Origin of the sequence: Flavobacterium sp. (assembly GCF_036405015.1) — a bacterium.
Lineage (GTDB): Bacteria > Bacteroidota > Bacteroidia > Flavobacteriales > Flavobacteriaceae > Flavobacterium.
The window spans coordinates 11,425-28,999 of the sequence record NZ_DASWYK010000075.1 but is presented as its reverse complement, the minus strand read 5'-3'; the positions used below and the strand labels follow the sequence as shown (position 1 = coordinate 28,999).

Annotated in this window: 14 protein-coding genes; 13 read left to right on the top strand and 1 reads right to left on the bottom strand. The window is 33.8% G+C overall.

From position 1 onward, the window contains the following. Positions 1-50: 50 nt before the first annotated feature. The 7 genes from VGE71_RS06250 (at position 51) to VGE71_RS06220 (ending at position 5,640) form a co-directional block, all read left to right on the top strand. Positions 51-641 carry a Crp/Fnr family transcriptional regulator gene (locus tag VGE71_RS06250; protein WP_331137549.1) on the top strand — a complete coding sequence of 197 codons (591 nt, stop codon included), beginning with the start codon at positions 51-53 and terminating at the stop codon, positions 639-641. 76 nt (positions 642-717) lie between these two features. After that, positions 718-1,305 carry an NAD(P)H-dependent oxidoreductase gene (locus tag VGE71_RS06245; RefSeq protein WP_331137548.1) on the top strand — a complete coding sequence of 196 codons (588 nt, stop codon included), beginning with the start codon at positions 718-720 and terminating at the stop codon, positions 1,303-1,305. 24 nt (positions 1,306-1,329) lie between these two features. Next, entirely contained in the window at positions 1,330-2,361 is a 1,032-nt protein-coding gene (locus VGE71_RS06240) for an alpha/beta fold hydrolase (protein ID WP_331137547.1), read from the top strand. A gap of 11 nt (positions 2,362-2,372) precedes the next feature. After that, positions 2,373-3,107: an antibiotic biosynthesis monooxygenase family protein gene (locus tag VGE71_RS06235; RefSeq protein WP_331137546.1), complete on the top strand. Its 735-nt coding sequence runs from the start codon at positions 2,373-2,375 to the stop codon at positions 3,105-3,107. A 40-nt stretch (positions 3,108-3,147) separates the two neighbouring features. Further along, positions 3,148-3,966 (top strand): type 1 glutamine amidotransferase domain-containing protein, encoded by an 819-nt coding sequence (locus VGE71_RS06230; RefSeq protein WP_331137545.1) that lies wholly within the window; start codon positions 3,148-3,150, stop codon positions 3,964-3,966. Between the two features lie 382 nt (positions 3,967-4,348). Further along, positions 4,349-4,981, top strand: a complete 633-nt coding sequence (locus tag VGE71_RS06225) for a hypothetical protein (protein ID WP_331137544.1) — start codon at positions 4,349-4,351, stop codon at positions 4,979-4,981. Positions 4,982-5,190: 209 nt separating this feature from the next. Beyond that, a complete protein-coding gene (locus VGE71_RS06220) occupies positions 5,191-5,640 on the top strand; it encodes a hypothetical protein (protein ID WP_144213410.1) in 450 nt (149 codons plus the stop codon). Between the two features lie 89 nt (positions 5,641-5,729). On the opposite strand, the gene VGE71_RS06215 is transcribed toward VGE71_RS06220, so the two are convergent. Beyond that, complete coding sequence (locus VGE71_RS06215) at positions 5,730-7,163, bottom strand: NAD(P)/FAD-dependent oxidoreductase (RefSeq protein WP_331137543.1); 1,434 nt, start codon at positions 7,161-7,163, stop codon at positions 5,730-5,732. A gap of 250 nt (positions 7,164-7,413) precedes the next feature. Between VGE71_RS06215 and VGE71_RS06210 the strand changes: the two genes are divergently transcribed. The 6 genes from VGE71_RS06210 to VGE71_RS06185 all read left to right on the top strand — a co-directional run bounded on the left by VGE71_RS06210 (position 7,414) and on the right by VGE71_RS06185 (position 17,490). After that, on the top strand, positions 7,414-7,983 hold the full coding sequence (locus VGE71_RS06210; RefSeq protein ID WP_331137542.1) for an RNA polymerase sigma-70 factor: 570 nt from the start codon (positions 7,414-7,416) through the stop codon (positions 7,981-7,983). 200 nt (positions 7,984-8,183) lie between these two features. After that, complete coding sequence (locus VGE71_RS06205) at positions 8,184-9,320, top strand: FecR family protein (RefSeq protein ID WP_331137541.1); 1,137 nt, start codon at positions 8,184-8,186, stop codon at positions 9,318-9,320. 134 nt (positions 9,321-9,454) lie between these two features. Further along, on the top strand, positions 9,455-13,099 hold the full coding sequence (locus VGE71_RS06200) for a SusC/RagA family TonB-linked outer membrane protein (RefSeq protein WP_331137540.1): 3,645 nt from the start codon (positions 9,455-9,457) through the stop codon (positions 13,097-13,099). Between the two features lie 4 nt (positions 13,100-13,103). Beyond that, the gene (locus tag VGE71_RS06195; protein WP_331137539.1) at positions 13,104-14,528 is read left to right on the top strand and encodes a RagB/SusD family nutrient uptake outer membrane protein; all 1,425 of its coding nucleotides are present in this window, start codon (positions 13,104-13,106) and stop codon (positions 14,526-14,528) included. A gap of 5 nt (positions 14,529-14,533) precedes the next feature. Beyond that, on the top strand, positions 14,534-16,972 hold the full coding sequence (locus VGE71_RS06190) for a zinc-dependent metalloprotease (RefSeq protein ID WP_331137538.1): 2,439 nt from the start codon (positions 14,534-14,536) through the stop codon (positions 16,970-16,972). Then, positions 16,969-17,490 (top strand): DUF3347 domain-containing protein, encoded by a 522-nt coding sequence (locus VGE71_RS06185; RefSeq protein ID WP_331137537.1) that lies wholly within the window; start codon positions 16,969-16,971, stop codon positions 17,488-17,490. The genes VGE71_RS06190 and VGE71_RS06185 overlap by 4 nt, the downstream gene beginning before the upstream one ends. Positions 17,491-17,575 lie beyond the last annotated feature (85 nt).

The following is a 17,575-nucleotide window of genomic DNA, read 5'->3' as shown; positions in this document are numbered from 1 at the left end:
ATACAAATGCTTAAATGATTTGTAGTAGGTAAAATAATTTAATAAAGTAAATGGAATCAGATATAGAAGCATTTCTAAATTCAGTGAAACAAATTTGTCCCAATTTGACAGATGATGAACTGACGCAGTATGCTTCAAAACTTACTATTGAAGAGTTGGATAAAAAAGATTTTTTTCTGCAATTCGGAAAAGTGCAAAAATGCATTGGTTTTGTGATAAATGGTTTGGTTCGTTCCTCTTTTGTAGATAAAGATGGAAATGAAATTACCGTCGGTTTTTATTCTGAAGGAGATTACGCGACGCATTATCCCGCTTTTATCACGCAACAACCCAGCAAATATTCCATTCAATGTTTAGAACCTACAACTATGGTTTGTCTTTCTTATGAAAACATGCAATGGATTTACGAACATTTACCCAATCTTGAACGATACGGCCGATTAGTCGCAGAAGAAATTTTAAAACGACAACAAGCACGCATTGAAAGCTTCATATTTCAAACCGCCGAAGAACGTTATCTCGATTTTATAAAACACCATTCTGGACTGTTTAACAGAGTTTCTATTTCGCATCTCTGTAGTTTTCTAGGTATTGAAAGACAGTCGCTTACCCGAATTCGACAAAAATTAGCCCATCAATAATATTTTGACACATTTGTGTCAGGAACGCCCTCGCTTTATTTAAAATCTTTGCAGTGTCAAATTAAATGATACTGCTATGAAAACGAATATCTTACTTATACTTGGGCATCCTTCTCAAAATTCTTTTTGTAATGCATTGCTTAATGCTTATAAAAAAGGCGTTGAACGTACAGGAGCAAACTGCAAAACGATTTATATTTCTGAACTTGATTTTGATGTAAATCTTGCTGACGGTTACAAAACAGGAGAAAAATTACAGCTAGAAGACGATTTAGCTGAAGCTCAAAAACTTATTTTGTGGGCAGACCACATTGTATTGTCTTATCCGAATTGGTGGGGATTTATGCCTGCTATTACCAAAGGATTTATAGACCGAATTCTACTTCCCGATTTTGCATTCAAACATCATTCAGGAAAAATTTTCCCAGAAAAACTTTTAAAAGGAAAAAGCTTAAGGCTTTTGGTTACGATGGATACGCCAAAATGGTGGTTTTATCTCATCTATCGCGCGTCTCAGTATCAAATTCTAAAAGATATAGTTTTTGGTTATGTCGGCTTTGATCTCATCCGATTTTCGACTTTCGGATTTATGAGAAAATCTACTGACAAACAACGAACAAAATGGCTTCAAAAAGTCGAACAGCTAGGAACACAATTAAAATAATCTCAATTTATAAAATCACACATCATGAAAAATTTAGCAAAAGAGCAATATGCTCACCTCAATCCAAAAAAAGGATTTAAAATTCACTTATTGGTATTTGTATTAACCACACCATTGCTTTGGTTGGTATGGTTTTTAACAGGTCAAACGTATTTATGGCCGCTTTGGCAGAATGCTGCTTGGGCAGTAGGAGTAGTGTTTCATTATCTAGGTGTTTTTGTTTTTAAAAACAGAAGAGTAATTCCAAAAGTAATGGCGATAGTATTGGCTTTTACCTCATTTTCTTCATTTGCCTCTTGTACTAATAATGACGAAAACATAAATCTTAAACCGCAAACTTATGTTTTAGTACACGGTGCTTGGCAGGCTCCTTATGTTTGGGATGAAGTAAAAGCCAGTTTAATTAAAAATGGGCATCAGGTAATTGTGGTAGAACTTCCAGGACATGGAAATGATAATACGAAGCCTCAAAATTTATCATTAAATTTATATCGTGATAAGGTTATTGAAGCCATTTCAAAAGCAGACAGAAAAGTTGTTTTAGTAGGGCATAGCATGGGCGGAATGGTGGTTACAGCCGTTGCCGAAAGCATTCCTTCTAAAATAAGTAGATTAATTTACATTGGTGCTTTTTTACCTTCATCAGGCCAGTCTATTGGTGATCTTGCCAAAACCGACCCAGATTCGCAGTTAGGACCTACCCTTATTGAAGCTGCAGATCATTTGACACTGGATGTCAAATCTGAAGATTTAACTCGTTTGTTTATTAATGATGGCACAGCTGCGGCCAAACAAAAAGTAAAAGACAATTATCGCGCTGAACCTGCAATTCCGTTTTCTAATGCCGTTACACTAACTTCTCAAAATTTTGGAAGTGTTGAGAAAATATACATCAAAACCCTTCAGGATATTGTGATCTCGCCAAGACTGCAAGATCAAATGATTTCAAAAGCCGGAATCAAAACGATTTATGAAATCAACAGCAGTCATTCTCCTTTTTTATCTCAGCCAAAAGCAGTTTCAGACCTATTGATTCAAATTGGAAAACAACTTTAAAATCAAAAGTCATGAGAATAAAAAACAATCCGTCTATTTCTAAAAAGGTTTTAGGAATTTTTGCCCTCTTATTTATGAACAGCGCTTTGGCAACAGCTCAAAATGAAATTGGTGCTAGAATTACTCGCTATGAGGTTAAGAAAGAATATCAAGAGAAATTTAAAAATGCTGTTGCGGCTTATGTTCAGAAGTCAATTTTAAGTGATAAAAACATCATGGCGGAAGCGTATTTCGAGCAAGAAGATCAATCTGTTATCTGGTTGTTTGAACGTTGGATCAGTCAAAACGAATTGGAAAAGTCTGGAAATAATTCCAAAGAAATAAAAGACTTAGCCAAAACAGCTTTGCTGGTACCTCAAAAAATAATCGAGGTAAAAGATTTAGAGCCACTTAAAAAAGAACAATGGCGTAAAACCAGCAAAAAAGGTGAGGAGCAATTAACGATTATGCTTTTTGTGGATACCAAAAAAGGTACTGAAGGTAATTTTATGAAAGTGTATCACAAAGCGATGCCAGAATTTAGAAGTGAGCCAGGAGTCGTGACGTATCAGTTATCACAATTAAAAGAAGATCCGACTCAGTTTGTGACTTTTGAAAAATTCAGAAATAAAGAAGCCTTTCAATATCATTTGAATTTTCCTCCGATCCAGCCTGTAATTGACTTTTTGAATTCAAGCATAAAGAAACAGCCGTTTCAAGACGGAATTCACAATCTAATCGAATTTGCACCACTTATTCGCGAATAAAAATCTAAAAACAAGTATCAATATTTAAATCTAAAAAACAATGAAAACAATTAGTAAAATGATCGTTGCAGGTATCGTAAGTGTATTTGCAGGATTAAATGTAGAAGCACAAGTAACCGTAAAAACAAAAGAAATGAAAACAAGTAACGAATTCGAAATTGTAAACAAATTGTCAACGCAATCTGCTGTTGTCAACATGCCGGTAACCAAATTATTAGATGCGCCAGGAAACGAAGATTTAAGGGCTTTCTTTTTTACACCAGTAAAAAACAAAACAGCTTTGAAGGGAAAAAAGATTGCCGTAATTGTAGCCGACGGATTTGAAGAAATTGAGCTGACCGGACCAGTTTGGTATTTTAAAGAATTAGGAGCAGAGGTAGAAATTGTAGCTCCAAAATACAATCCAGCACCAGAAAGATATGGTTTGGTTTATCCAGAGATGTCAAAAACTCATGTAATGGCGATTCAGTATTTACAGCCCGTTGGTTGGATTAAATTTGATCGTACAGCCGATCAAATTAAAGTTAGTGATTATGATGCAGTATTTATTCCGGGAGGTGCGTGGAATCCAGATAATCTTCGTTACGATAAAGATGTAATTAAGTTTGTTCAGGATTTTAATAAAGCTGGAAAATTGATTGCAGCTATTTGTCACGCTCCAGTTGTATTGGCTTCTGCGGATATATTAAAAGGAAGAAAACTAACTGGCTATTGGAACATTCAAGTAGATTTGAAAAATGCAGGAGGAACTGTGCTTGAACAAAGCGTAGTAACCGATGCAAACATTATCACAAGCCGCCATCCAATTGATGTTGCCGATTTTTCTAGAGCAGTTGAAAATTGGTTGGTTAAAAAATAATTATTGAAAGCTTAAATAATTTTGCTTACAAAAGTAATCCCTGAATGTTAAACTATGTTCGGGGATTTTTTACTGTTTAACTTTCGGAGAAAAAGGTAAAACAATCTTTTTTTTAATAAGTTTTTTATTCAAATATTTTGACTAACTTCTAACGGATTAATTACTGTTTTAAATAATTTTAAAGACTTTGGAGTTAATGATAAGTGATTCATTTTTAGATGTTAGAAGTGATTGTTTATATGAGGATTTCTCAAAAAACGAAATTAGAATCTTCTCTTTAAAAGTAAAAAGTAAATAAGTAAAAAAACTATGAGTTGATTTTTATAGATTTGTAAAGTTGAATTCTCAAAAGATACTTGAGAAAGAATTAAAACCCAAATCAATGAAATCCGTTACTTCGATATTTTTACTTTTAATATTTGTTTGTTCTAACTCCTATTCTCAATTAAGTTCAGATAAAATATTTGAAAGTTTCAAGCAGGGAGAACGCACCAATTGTTCGTCGATTGCTTTTATTAAAGCTTCTTTAAATGTTTACGGTTTAGCTAATCTTTTTGTTACTGATACTGTAAGTGAAAAGCTTTTCAAAATAACCTTGAAAAATAACGCAACATTCGATCTTAAAAATGATGAATTAGACAGAGCCCGAATTTCTGCAGGTTTTGTATATATCAAAGACAATTGCGACACCGAAAAAATTACAAATTATGCTGTTCTTGCTTATGCAGTAATGGCAAAATACAAACAAATTATTGACAGAGAATCTACTTTTGATAAAGCATTAGAAGATTTGGAAGACGGTACTGTTTATACTCCCACAATTTATAAATACTTAGGATTCTCTATTGGGAAACAGGTTCAGAAATTAAAACGCGAATCTGGAAGTGAATTTTGTGGCGTTGTGGCTTGGTCAAAAGCTCACGCTGTTTTTGTCTGCGAAGAATTTATGGATTATTACGGAAACAAAAAAAGTATCTGGATCAAATATCCAGGACGTTTTAGAATTATTAAGTAGTAAAAAATCAATTTTTTAATGGTGATAATATACTATTGCAGTTTTTGTTTTGTAATAGAAAACTCTTAATAAAAACGAATTATAGGTGTAAATTCTGCTATTATTCTGAATTGTTAAAAAAATCCAAAAAAAAGAAATCAATAAACTTGTAAATTAAGTTAAAATACATATTTTTGTCGTCAAACAACACCCAAATCCAAATTCATAACATGAAAAAGATAATTTTACTATGTTTCCTTTTCTTATTGGCAAGTGAGGCTGTTTCAGCTCAGGCAAAAAATGCGCCAAGAAGTATTATCAGTACAACAGCATTAATCCGTAAATACCACGATCAAAAAGAATTAGCTGGTATGCAAAAAGGAGAACTTTTAGAATTGTACATTGAGCGTATTAAAGTATTAGTAAAAACTCTTCCTTATATCGCTTTGGTTACTAAACCAGGTGTTACTATGGCTGACTTAGGTATTCCAGACGATGGAGACCACAAAAAGATTTTAGATAATCAGGCAGTTGGTACTACAACTTTCTTAGATACAACAGTAGAGTTTCAAAGAAAAATGATGCCTTACTCTGATAAAGGAAACCTTATCGCAGCAATCTTATTCTACGAAAACACATTAAAATCTTTACACGAGTTCAACGACTTGAACGAAATGTAAGATCGATCAAAATAATAAAAAAAGCTCCAAGTCATTGATTTGGAGCTTTTTTATTTTGCGTAAAAGTGTTGACAATTGACAATTAACAATTAAAAATCACTTTTCCTGAGTAAACATCTTCCTCTTGGTTCATCACCTTCGTAAAGTGCAATGTCAGAATGCAGGAATTCAGCTGCTGCTGCAGAATCTTTAACTTTAGAAGCGCTTCGTTCTATCATTTCTAATTCATATTTCGTCAGTGCACTTTCTCTTACACCTTGTTCTTTCCAGTATTTTGGAGATTTACATCCTTTTGCGATTTCGCGAGCCAATGAAAGCGCATCTAATAATGCCTGATTTGCACCTTGTCCTTTAAACGGGCTCATAGGATGTGCTGCATCTCCAATAATGGTAACAGCTCCAGCATTTTTTAATAAGTCTTGTGTAAGTAATTCGCGATCATAAACAGGATAGCCAGAAATTTGAGCTTCGTGAGTTGCTAATAAAATCTGTGGAATAGGATCGTGCCATTGTGTTCTTCGGCAAGCTTCTTCTTTGAGTGCTTTTGTACCTTTAGCACTTAATATTTTTGCTTCTTCTTCGGGCATAGGAAAACTAAGCTGCCACATAATAGAATCTGAAGTGTAGGGCATCATATAGATTCGTTCATTTCCATTTGCGGTCTGAAAAACTGTTGCTGAATCTAATAACGGACTGTTACAATTTTCTAATGCAGATAAAGGGCAAATTCCTAATATTACGATACATCCTAAATAACGTAATGGTGTTTTTTCTTCACTAATTAATAGTTTACGAACCGAACTGCGAATACCATCAGCTCCAACTAAAATATCTGCTTTTGTCTTCGTTATTTCGCCGTTAACTTCAAAGTTTAATTCAAGAGTTTTATCTTCAAGTTGTTTGAAATTCAATAATTGATGTCCCCATTTTATCGAATCATTTCCGTTAAGCTGCTGCAGTAATGCTAAGCGCAGTAGTTGTCTTGCGATATGTATATTGGTACGTTTTGGTGATGTAGGCGTCTCTTTTTCAAGCCATTTTCTAATGCCCCATTCGCCAACTATTTTTCCTTCCGGAGTATGAACAATATGTTTGGTAGAAACGACTCCTTCTTCTAAAGAGGTGATTCCGAATCCTTCAATGGCTTTGCCGGCTTGTTGTAAAGTGAGTCCGTAACCTTGAGAGCGAGCGTCAAAATTGATGTCACGTTCGTAAAGAGAAAAAGGAATACCACGGTGTAAACAAGCTACGGCAAGAGCGACTCCGCCTATACCGGCACCTATGATAGCTACATGAGGATAATTTTCATGATCTGCCTTTGGGAAGCTTTCAGAAGTTATTAAGCCAGATCCGTTGCAGTTAGTACAAGTATATAAAGGTGCTTTAGGACGAACTGGCGCTTTTCCTTCTTTATTAGATTTTTCAAACTGATTCATGGCAGTCTCAAAATCAAGTCGTACTTTTTTGCTGAGTCTTCGGCTTTTTTTACCGTGTCCCTGACATTCGTTACAAATAGTCCACATATTCTATTGTTGTATTTTATAAGAACAGGAAACCATTCTTTGATGCGGCAAAATTAATTAATTATTTTAGAAATTATTATAATACAATTTTAGAGGAATAAGAACTTCTTCGCAAACGATTGATTCCTTATAATCTGTTCTATTTGTCATTTAGATTTGTTTTAAACTGAATTTTGAACTGCATCATCTTTTAGCTTTTAACATAAAAAATGTTTAATATTGCCTTTTTGATTAGCAAGCCTTCAATTTAATGTCTGTTTACAATGAATATACTGATGATTTCTTATTAAATCTTCTAAAAGAAGATAATCAGTTGGCGTATACAGAAATTTTTGAAAGATATTCTAAACTTTTAATTAATCACGCGTATAAAATTCTTGAAAATCAAGACGAGGCAAATGACGTGGTTCAGGAAGTGTTTTTATCAATCTGGAATAAACGCCATGAATTAAATATTACAGGATCACTTTCTTCTTATTTATATAAAGCTGTAAAAAACAGGGTGCTTAATCATATTGCGCATGAAAAGGTAGTTTCGCGCTATGCCGATTCGATTTCAAATTTTATAGAAGAGGATTATGTCTTTGCCGATTCTAATCTTCGAGAAAAAGAATTAGAAGCTATTATTGCAAAAGAAATTGCCTTACTTCCTAAAAAAATGCGCGAAGTTTTTCTATTAAGAAAAGTAGAAGAGCTTTCGTATGATGAAATTGCACTTCAATTGAATATTACGGATAAAACAGCCAAGCAACAAGTGTATAATTCGCTAAAAATTCTTCGAGAAAAGCTAAAATCTATGATGAATCTTTTTGTTTGGTAAATTATTTTCATGCTTTTTGTTAATTTTTTTGAATGATTTTCATTTTTGTAACTCATTCATTTGTAAATAGAAAGCTAACGTTTTTCTCAATTTGTTAAAGATATAATAATGTTTTTTTAATTTTTTTTTGTTTTTGTCTATGACAAAAGCACTTTCTAACTGTCTTACTATTAAACAAGACAAAATTTCGTGTTGTAATTATGAATAAAACCCAAATCTCAGAATTGCTTAAAAAATATCAGGATGGTACTTTATCCAATGAAGATAAAGATAAATTGGATGCCTGGTATCTGGATAAAGCATCTAACAGCAACTTGCAGCTTAGCGAATATGAGCTGGAAGATAGTTATCAGCTTTTGAAATCGAAATTGCCATTACAACAAGAAACAAAAGTGGTTAGTCTTTGGCCTCGTATTGCTGTTGCTGCATCTATTGCAGTAGTCTTGGGAACGGGGATATTCTATTTCACACAATCAAAACAACAGCCAGTTCAGGTTGTAGCAAAACCACAAGAAATTGCGCCTGGAGGAAATAGAGGAGTATTGACACTTTCTAACGGAAAACAAATTGTGCTTTCTGATGTTTCGGCAAAAGATACTATCGCAAAAGAAGGAGAAGAAGACGAAGTGACTATCAAAATGAATGCAAATGGAGAGATTACGTATGTTATAAATCCAAATGCAGCAGGTACGAAAGATGATAACTCTTTCAATACACTTTCGACTCCAACAGGAGGGCAGTACAATATTATTCTGGCAGACGGAACCAAAGTTTACTTAAATGCAGTTTCGTCGATTAAATATCCAACACAGTTTAATGGAGATAAAAGAGTCGTAGAACTTGAAGGAGAAGCTTATTTTGAAGTAGCTAAAAATAAAAACAAACCTTTTATTGTAAAATCAGACAATCAGTCTATTGAAGTATTGGGAACTCATTTTAATGTTCATGCTTATAACAACGAGGCTGTTGTAAAAACGACTTTATTGGAAGGAAGTGTTGCTGTTGCCTTTAAAAATCAGAAAACGATCTTAAAACCAGGACAGCAATCTGATATATCTGATAATGCTTCCAGAATTAAAGTGAGAGAAGTAGATACTGATGAAGCAGTTGCTTGGAAAAATGGCCGTTTCAAGTTTGATAATGCTGATCTGAGAAATGTAATGAGACAGCTGGAACGCTGGTATGGAATTAAAGTTGAGTACCGAGGCGATGTCTCTGATGTTCGTTTTAGTGGCGGTACGTTTAGAAATAAAAATTTATCTGAAGTATTAAAAGTACTTGAGCTTAGTAATATAAAATTTAAAGTTGAAGGAAAAACAGTTATTGTCTATCCTTAGAATTTAAGTTTACCCGAATATATTAGTTTATAAACTAAAAAACCAGAAGCAGTTGCGATGCTTCTGGTTGTTATCAAAGTTTATAGCTAGTATAAGTTGTCCACCTATTGTTTAACTATAACCAATGTAAATGTATGAAATTAAATTTACAACCAAAAAAACCTTACAAAAATCTTGGAAAAAAAATTCCCAGATCTAATTTTTCTACTTTTTTAAATGTTTTTGCTGTGCTTTTTGTGCTGTTTTGCAGTTTTTCTGGACAAGCACAAAATGTTACCATTAATTTTAAAGATGCATCGTTAGAAACGGTGCTGAAAGAAGTGGCAAAACAAGCAAATCATGAAGTGTTATACACTCAGAAAATGCTAAAAGATTCTAAACCAGTTACAATCAATGTTAAGAATTCTTCTTTAAAGGAAACTTTAAATAAAATTTTTAGCGGTCAGAATTTAAAGTACAATATTGCTAATCAGACGATTGTTGTAACAGTTTCATCCAAAGAAAAAACCGAAAGCTTGGGAAACGACCTAATCCGCGTAAGCGGAAAAGTTACCAATAATAAAAACGAGCCTTTCCCAGGTGTTGCGGTAACTCTTTCAGGTACAAATAAAACAAGTGTTACTGACTTTGATGGTGGTTTTGTTTTTGAAAGTGTGCCTTCTAATGGAATTTTGGAATGTTCTGGATTGACAATTGAAACAAAAGCTATTGGTATCAGCGGTCGTAATGTATTGACAATTATTGTTGAGGATAAAGTGGCAGCAATGAAAGAAGTAGTAATTACTGGATACCAAACTTTAGAGAGATCACATTCTACTGGTGCCATTGCTACTTTGAACGAAAAAACGTTGAATGAAAACATTAATGCCGACTTAACAAGTGCATTAGAAGGCCGTGTGGCGGGTTTAATGTTTCAGAAAAACCCAAACGGTTCATCTGCAGATAAGCCAATCTTACGTGGTATGGGAACTTTTTCTAACAATATCGGATACAGCCCACTTGTCGTAATTGACGGTTTGCCAACAGAATTAGCTCTAGAAGACATCAATCCTTATGACGTAGAAAGCATCAACGTACTTAAAGATGCGGCTGCGGCTTCTATTTATGGTTCAAGAGCTGCAAACGGTATTATTGTCATCGTTACTAAAAAAGGAAATGGTAAACTAAAGGTAAGCATCAACTCTGATTTCTTTGTTTCGACAAAACCTAATTTGAGAGACATGAACTATGCTTCAACAAGCGATTTAATCGATTTTGAGCAAGATGTTTACAATAGAGAAAGAGCCAGATTTGCCAATACAGCAACGATGTTCAGCAGTTACGGAGATATTGGCAACAGCAGTATGAAATATTACAGTCCGCTTTACCAGTTGAATAGAAATTTGGAAGACGGAAAAATCAGCAGTGCCGATTACGATAGTACAATCTCACAATGGAGAAAGAACGATTACTATAAAGATTATCGTGATAATGTATGGCAGAATGAATTTAGACAGCGTTATAATGTTGCATTTTCAGGAAGTACCAGCAAACAGAATACGTATGTTTCGCTTAATTATGACGAATCTAAAAACCGAATTAAATTCAATCAAAGCAGATCATTTAATTTGTATGCGAAAAGCAGTTTTCAGATTAATAATTGGTTAAATGCAACTTTTGGTATAAACGGAACTTACGATCAGGACGATGTTACTGATGGAGATTTTGGAAACTACGATATTCAAAAAAGATACGAGCGCATCACAGATGATAACGGAGATTTAGTATTGTCTCCATTTGTTGGAATCAAAGATGGATTTACTTCAAGTGGTGTTATTAATCCTGCAGTAGCTGAAAAATTAGCTGGTTTAAGTGGTTTTAAACCAATGACTTTTAATGTTTTGAATGCACTTCAAGAAGGAATATCTAAAGAAGAATCATTAAGCTTAAGAGCTTTTGCAAATCTTCGTGCTAAATTATGGAGAGGTTTAAGTGTAAGTTCACAATTTCAATACGAAGTTAGAAAGAATGATAATGAGCAATATTATGATATTAACTCATACAAAATGCGTTATGCTATTAATGCTTTAACAGCGTATAACCCAACAACAAATGCTTATACTTATGTAGATGGTTTTTCTACAGGAGGACGTTACAAACAATTCAGCAGTCAGGCAAGCAATTATTCTTTTAGAAATCAATTAGATTATAATGAAGAATTTGGCGGAGGAAAACATGCTATCAATGCTTTAGCAGGTTTTGAAATGCGTGAAACTTTTGTTCCAAGAACAATCGAACAATTAAGATACGGTTACGATCCAGTTACGCTTACTTCTGCAGTAATCAACAGCTTGGCATTAAGCCAGACTGGAACAGCAAGTTATATGTTTGGAAATAATAGGACTTTAGGAGCTTTATCTAGAACACAAACAGAAATTCTACACCGTTATTTCTCTGTTTTCAGTACAGTAGGGTATACTTTTTTATCTAAATATAACGTAACAGGAAGTTATAGAGTAGATAGAGCAGATTTGTTTGGAGTTGATCCTAAATATAAAAACCGTCCGTTATGGTCAGCTGGTTTAGGTTGGAATGCAAGTAACGAAGAATTCATGAAAGAAGTAAAATGGGTTACAGCATTAAAATTAAGAGCGACTTATGGTGTTAATGGAAACATCGATCAATCTACAACGCCTTATATTACAGCTACAAGAAGAAACGATAACTTATATCAATCTTTGCAGTATACGAACATCACGGCACAGCCAAACCCAATGTTAAGATGGGAAAAAACACAAAGTACCAATGTAGGTGTTGATTATAGTTTGTTTAGAGCTAAATTAAACGGTAGCATTGATATTTACCGTAAATACAGCAGCGATTTATTGGCTACAACCGATTTAGATCCTACGGTAGGAGCTTTGTCTAGAAGAATTAACGCAGGAGCTTTATTAAATAAAGGAGTAGAGTTTAGTGTAGGTTCTGATTGGTATACTACTGGTAGTTTCCGTATTGGTTCTAATTTAGTTTTAGGATTCAACAAAACAACGGTTAAAAAAGTTACAAGAGCACAATCAACAGCTTCAGTATATGTTAGTTCGCCAATTGATTACTTCTTTGAGAACGAAGTATACAATAGTTTGTATGCTTATAAATATGGAGGAACAACAAACGGTTATCCTTATATCTTAGATGAAAACGGAAATCCGTCAGTTACTTTTGATGCTGATGGAAATCCAATAGCGACTTCTATTAAAAGCGTTACAAATCCAGATGCATTGGTAAATATGGGAAGTCTAACGCCAACTTATACAGGTTCGTTGTCTCAAAGATTTTCATACAAACAATTTGATTTGAATTTCTTATTTGTTTTCTCAGGAGGAAATGTAATGAGAAAAGAAACAATCGACATGAGTTCAGATGCAGTAAATCTTTCAGGTATCACAGATCGTTATACTGATGCAAATCCAAATGGAAATACCCGTTTGTATGTAGATTTTGACGAAAGTGTTAGAAATTACGCTGGAACAATTAGCAGTCAGTGGAGAAACTCAAGTGCAAATGTTGTGGATGGAGATTATATTAAACTTAGAAACGTTTCATTAGCCTATAATTTACCAAAAGCTTTTGCAACTAAAATGAATATCTCTTCGGCAAAATTTACTTTCCAAATGAATAATATCTGGTATTGGAGTGCTGCAGGAAATAGAATTGATCCAGAAGTTTATTCAGCTAATTCAGGTACACGTAATTTACCATTGCCAAAAACATATCTATTTGGCTTTAATCTTACTCTTTAAAATTATGAAAAAGATATATATATCAATAGTAGCACTAATGATGTTCAGTATGACATCTTGTGAAGATTATACAGATGTAACACCTAAAGGATCTCTGGTAATCGAAACGGCTGATCAGTTTTTAGAATTGGTGTCGCTTCCAGGACGCGGTTATCCAATTAATAACTTTCAATATTTGTCAGACGATCAATGGATGAGAGAAGCCAATGTAATTGGAAGAACTCCTAACATCGATATTCTTAATTTTACTTTTGACGAAAGTGTTGATCGAGTTTCATTAATGACAGGATCAAGTTTTTACAACCAAGCTTATAATTACATCAACCGATGGAATACTATTATTTCGTTAGTGGATAATAGTAAAGGAGATGAAAATACGAAACGATTAGCAAAAGCAGAAGCTAAAATTTACCGTGCGTATGATCACTTTTTATTAGTAAATACTTATGCAAAAGGTTATGATCCAAGTACTGCAGCTACAGATGGAGGAATCTGTATCATGGACAAATTTGATTTAGAAGCACAGCCTTCAAAATCTACCGTGGCACAGGTTTATGACTTTATTCAGAAAGATATTGATGAAGCATTGCCTTACATTCTGGAAAAACCAGCTGATGTTTATCATCCATCATTAGCATTTGCCTATGCGTTCAAAGCGAAAGTGCATTTGTTTAAACGCGAAATTGCTAAAGCACAAGAAGCGGCTGAAAAATCATTAAGCTATAACAATCAGATATTTGATTTGGTGGCGTACAACGCTCAAGGTGGACCAACTGCGGTTGCCGTTCCAGCTGCAAATAATGTAGAAGTTTTGAGTTATATGTACATGACAGGTTACAATGAAATGAACTTTGCTCAGAGTTACATCATCAGTCCAGAATTGAGAACTTTATTCGGAACAAATGATGGACGTTTTAATTTATTTTTCAATTCTACTAGTACAACCAATTTAGATCAAGGTTCAGGTACAGCTTATTGGGCAACTCAGTATACAAGATTTTTCTATCCAACAGTTGGAATGAAAACAACTGAAGTTTATTTGATGCAAGCAGAATGTTTAGCAAGACAGGATAAATTGAATGAAGCAGTTGCTGTTTTAAATACTTTGAGAGCAAAACGTATTCTTTCGGGTACTGTAAATCTAACTGTTCCAGCTACAAGAAAAGAAACAATGAATTTGGTAATCAACGAAAGAAGAAAAGAATTGCTTTTAGGATTTAACCGTTTCTTTGATTTGAAGCGATTAAATACGGAAACAGAATATGCTAAAACTGTTACGAGAGTATTTCCAATAGTAAACAAAACCGTTCCTCAAAAAACGTATACTTTACAGCCAAACTCTCGATTGTATATTATTCCATTTCCTTTGTCTGCTTTGCAAAAGAACCCAAAATTGACTTTAAATACAGACGAAAAACTTCCATTTTAATTTAGATGAAAAAATTATTTATACTGCTAATCATGCTGTCTTTTGGACAGCATGGTTTTGCTCAAACTCCAGAAAAAAAAGCTGATAGTACTGCTACAACACCAAAAGGAGGATTACAGGCTTACAACAAAGTCATTACAGATAAAGCCAAAAACAAATCAGGTCTTTTTACAATTAGTCAGGTCGATACGAAGTATTACTTTCAAATTCCAGACAGCTTGTTTAACCGATATATGCTGGTTGTGGTTAGATATCTTTCTACTCCAGAAGGTTTTAAAAGTTTTGGTGGAGAAAAAGCCAATGAACAAACTATTTATTTTGAAAAAGGAGCCAACAACACAGTTTTTCTAAGATCATTACAATACAGACAAGATGTTCGTTCTGCCGATTCGATGTTGGCAAAAGCATTAGCAGGAAGTAACGAAAATCCTATTGTAGCGGCTCTTCCCATAAAAACGACTAATCCAGATACGAAAGACGTAGTAGTCGATGTAACGGATCTTTTCAAAAAAGAAAATGCAATGTTTTCTATTCAAGGAAAAGAAAAAACAGAGAAAAAGTTAACTTCTATTGCAGATGATAAATCTTTTATTGAAAGTGTAGATACGTATCCAATCAATATTGAGGTAAAAACGACAAAAACATATACAAGTTCTACAGAAAGCAGTGGAAGTATTACTTTAAGATTGAATACTTCGATTGTATTGCTTCCAAAAACGCCAATGCGTAAACGTTTCTTTGATGAACGAGTAGGTTATTTTGCTAATAAATATGTTTTGTTTGATGATGATGAACAGCGTGCTCAAACCAAATATATTGTACAACGTTACCGCTTAGAGCCTAAAGATAAAGACGTTAAAAAGTATTTGAGAGGCGAATTGGTTGAGCCGAAAAAACAAATTGTGTATTATATCGATCCTGCAACGCCAAAAAAATGGAGACCTTATTTAATTGCAGGTATCAACGACTGGCAAAAAGCTTTTGAAGGGGCTGGATTTAAAAATGCAATTGTAGGTAAAGAATGGCCAGAAGACGATAAAACAATGAGTTTGGAAGATGCAAGGTATTCTGTAGTAAGATATTATGCTTCTGAAACACCAAACGCTTACGGACCTCGAGTGAGTGATCCAAGAAGTGGAGAAATCATCGAAAGTCATGTAGGATGGTATCACAATGTAATGAAATTGGTTCAAAGATGGTACATGATTCAAGCTGGACCATTAGATGCAAGAGCTAGAAAAATGCATTTGGATGATGAATTAATGGGACAATTGATTCGTTTTGTTTCTTCACATGAAATTGGACATACAATTGGTTTACGTCATAATATGGGAGCGAGTAGTGCTACTCCGGTAGAAAAACTTCGTGATAAAAAATGGGTAGAAGCAAACGGTCACACCGTTTCAATTATGGATTATGCTCGTTTTAATTATGTAGCGCAACCAGAAGATAATATTAGTCCAAAAGGAATTTATCCAAGAATTGGAATGTACGATAAATGGGCAATTCAATGGGGTTATGGATATTATCCAAATGCTAAAGATGAGTTTGACGAAGAAAAATTATTAGCAAAATTAACGACTGATAGTTTAGCCGCAAATCCGAAATTATGGTTTGGAGGCGAAGGAAAAGAAGAAGATCCGAGAAGTCAGACGGAAGATCTTGGAGATGATTCAGTTTTAGCAAGTGATTACGGAATCAAAAATCTAAAACGTGTTGTTCCTAATCTTATCGAATGGACCTATCAGCCAAATGATAAGTATGATAATTTGGAAGATATGCACAAAGCAGTGGTAAGACAATACAGTACGTATTTGTATCATGTGCTTAAAAATATTGGAAACAATTATGTGACAAAAAGAACGGTTGATGAAAAAGGTATTGTATACAAACCAGTTCCAAAAGCAAAAGTAAAAGCAGCAATTGATTATTTAGGAAGACAATTATTTGTTGCACCACTTTGGATGTATCCAGCGGAAATTGATCAGCTGATTCCAATGAAAAGAGAAGAACAAATTTCAGATCAGCAGAATCAAGTTTTAAACATGCTTTTAAGCCCTGGAATGCTTTATAACATCAGTTTAAAATCGATGCAATTTGAAGGAGCTTACACGGTTCCTGAATTCTTAAACGATTTACAACAAACTGTTTGGGTGAAATTCAGTGGAGACCAACAACAAGATTATTACAGAAGAAGCTTGCAGCGTGGTTACATCGAAAAAATGGGAATGCTTTTATTACCAAAAGAAGTAGAACCAGGAAAAGCGTTGAACACAGCACAAAGAAGTGATATCAGATTGTACGGGAGACAACATCTCTTAAAATTAAAAACTGATATCACAAAATTGATGGACGCATCAACTGGAATTAATAAAGATCATTTCGAAAGTATTTTACTTGACATTGATAAAATTATAAACAAATTAGATAAACCAACATCATGAAAAAAGTATTAGTTATAGCATTCGTTTTCTTAAGCGGTTTAGCACAAGCACAATTAACTTCGAAAGAAGAAGTTCTTCCAGAATTAGTAGCAAAACGTGAAGCTGAAAAGAAAGAAATCACAAAAAGTTACCTGGCTCTAAAAAACAGCTTTTTAACTTCAGACAGTCTTGCTGTAGTTAAAAATGCTGAAGCATTGAAAAATTCATTAAAAAATTTCAAGTTTAAAAAATTAAGTCTTGAAAAAATGAATGAAGCAACAACATCAAGAAGAGAAATTATTGAATTGGCAACACAGCTTACAGCGGTTAAAAATATCAATAAACAACGTAAAATTTTTGAAACACTTTCTGTAAAATATTGGGATCAGGCTGCGAAATTTAAAGCCGCAGATGAGACATTATATCTGCAAGTTTGCCCAATGACAGGTGCTATGTGGACAAGTGATAGTAAAGAAATTAAAAATCCTTATTATCCAAAAAATATGCTGACTTGTGGAGAAGTAAAAGCAAGTTTGTAGTTTTTTTTAATTTGAATTAGTTTGATAAATACGGTATTCTGAAAGGGGCCGTATTTGTCGTTTCTACTATATTTTTGTTGTATTA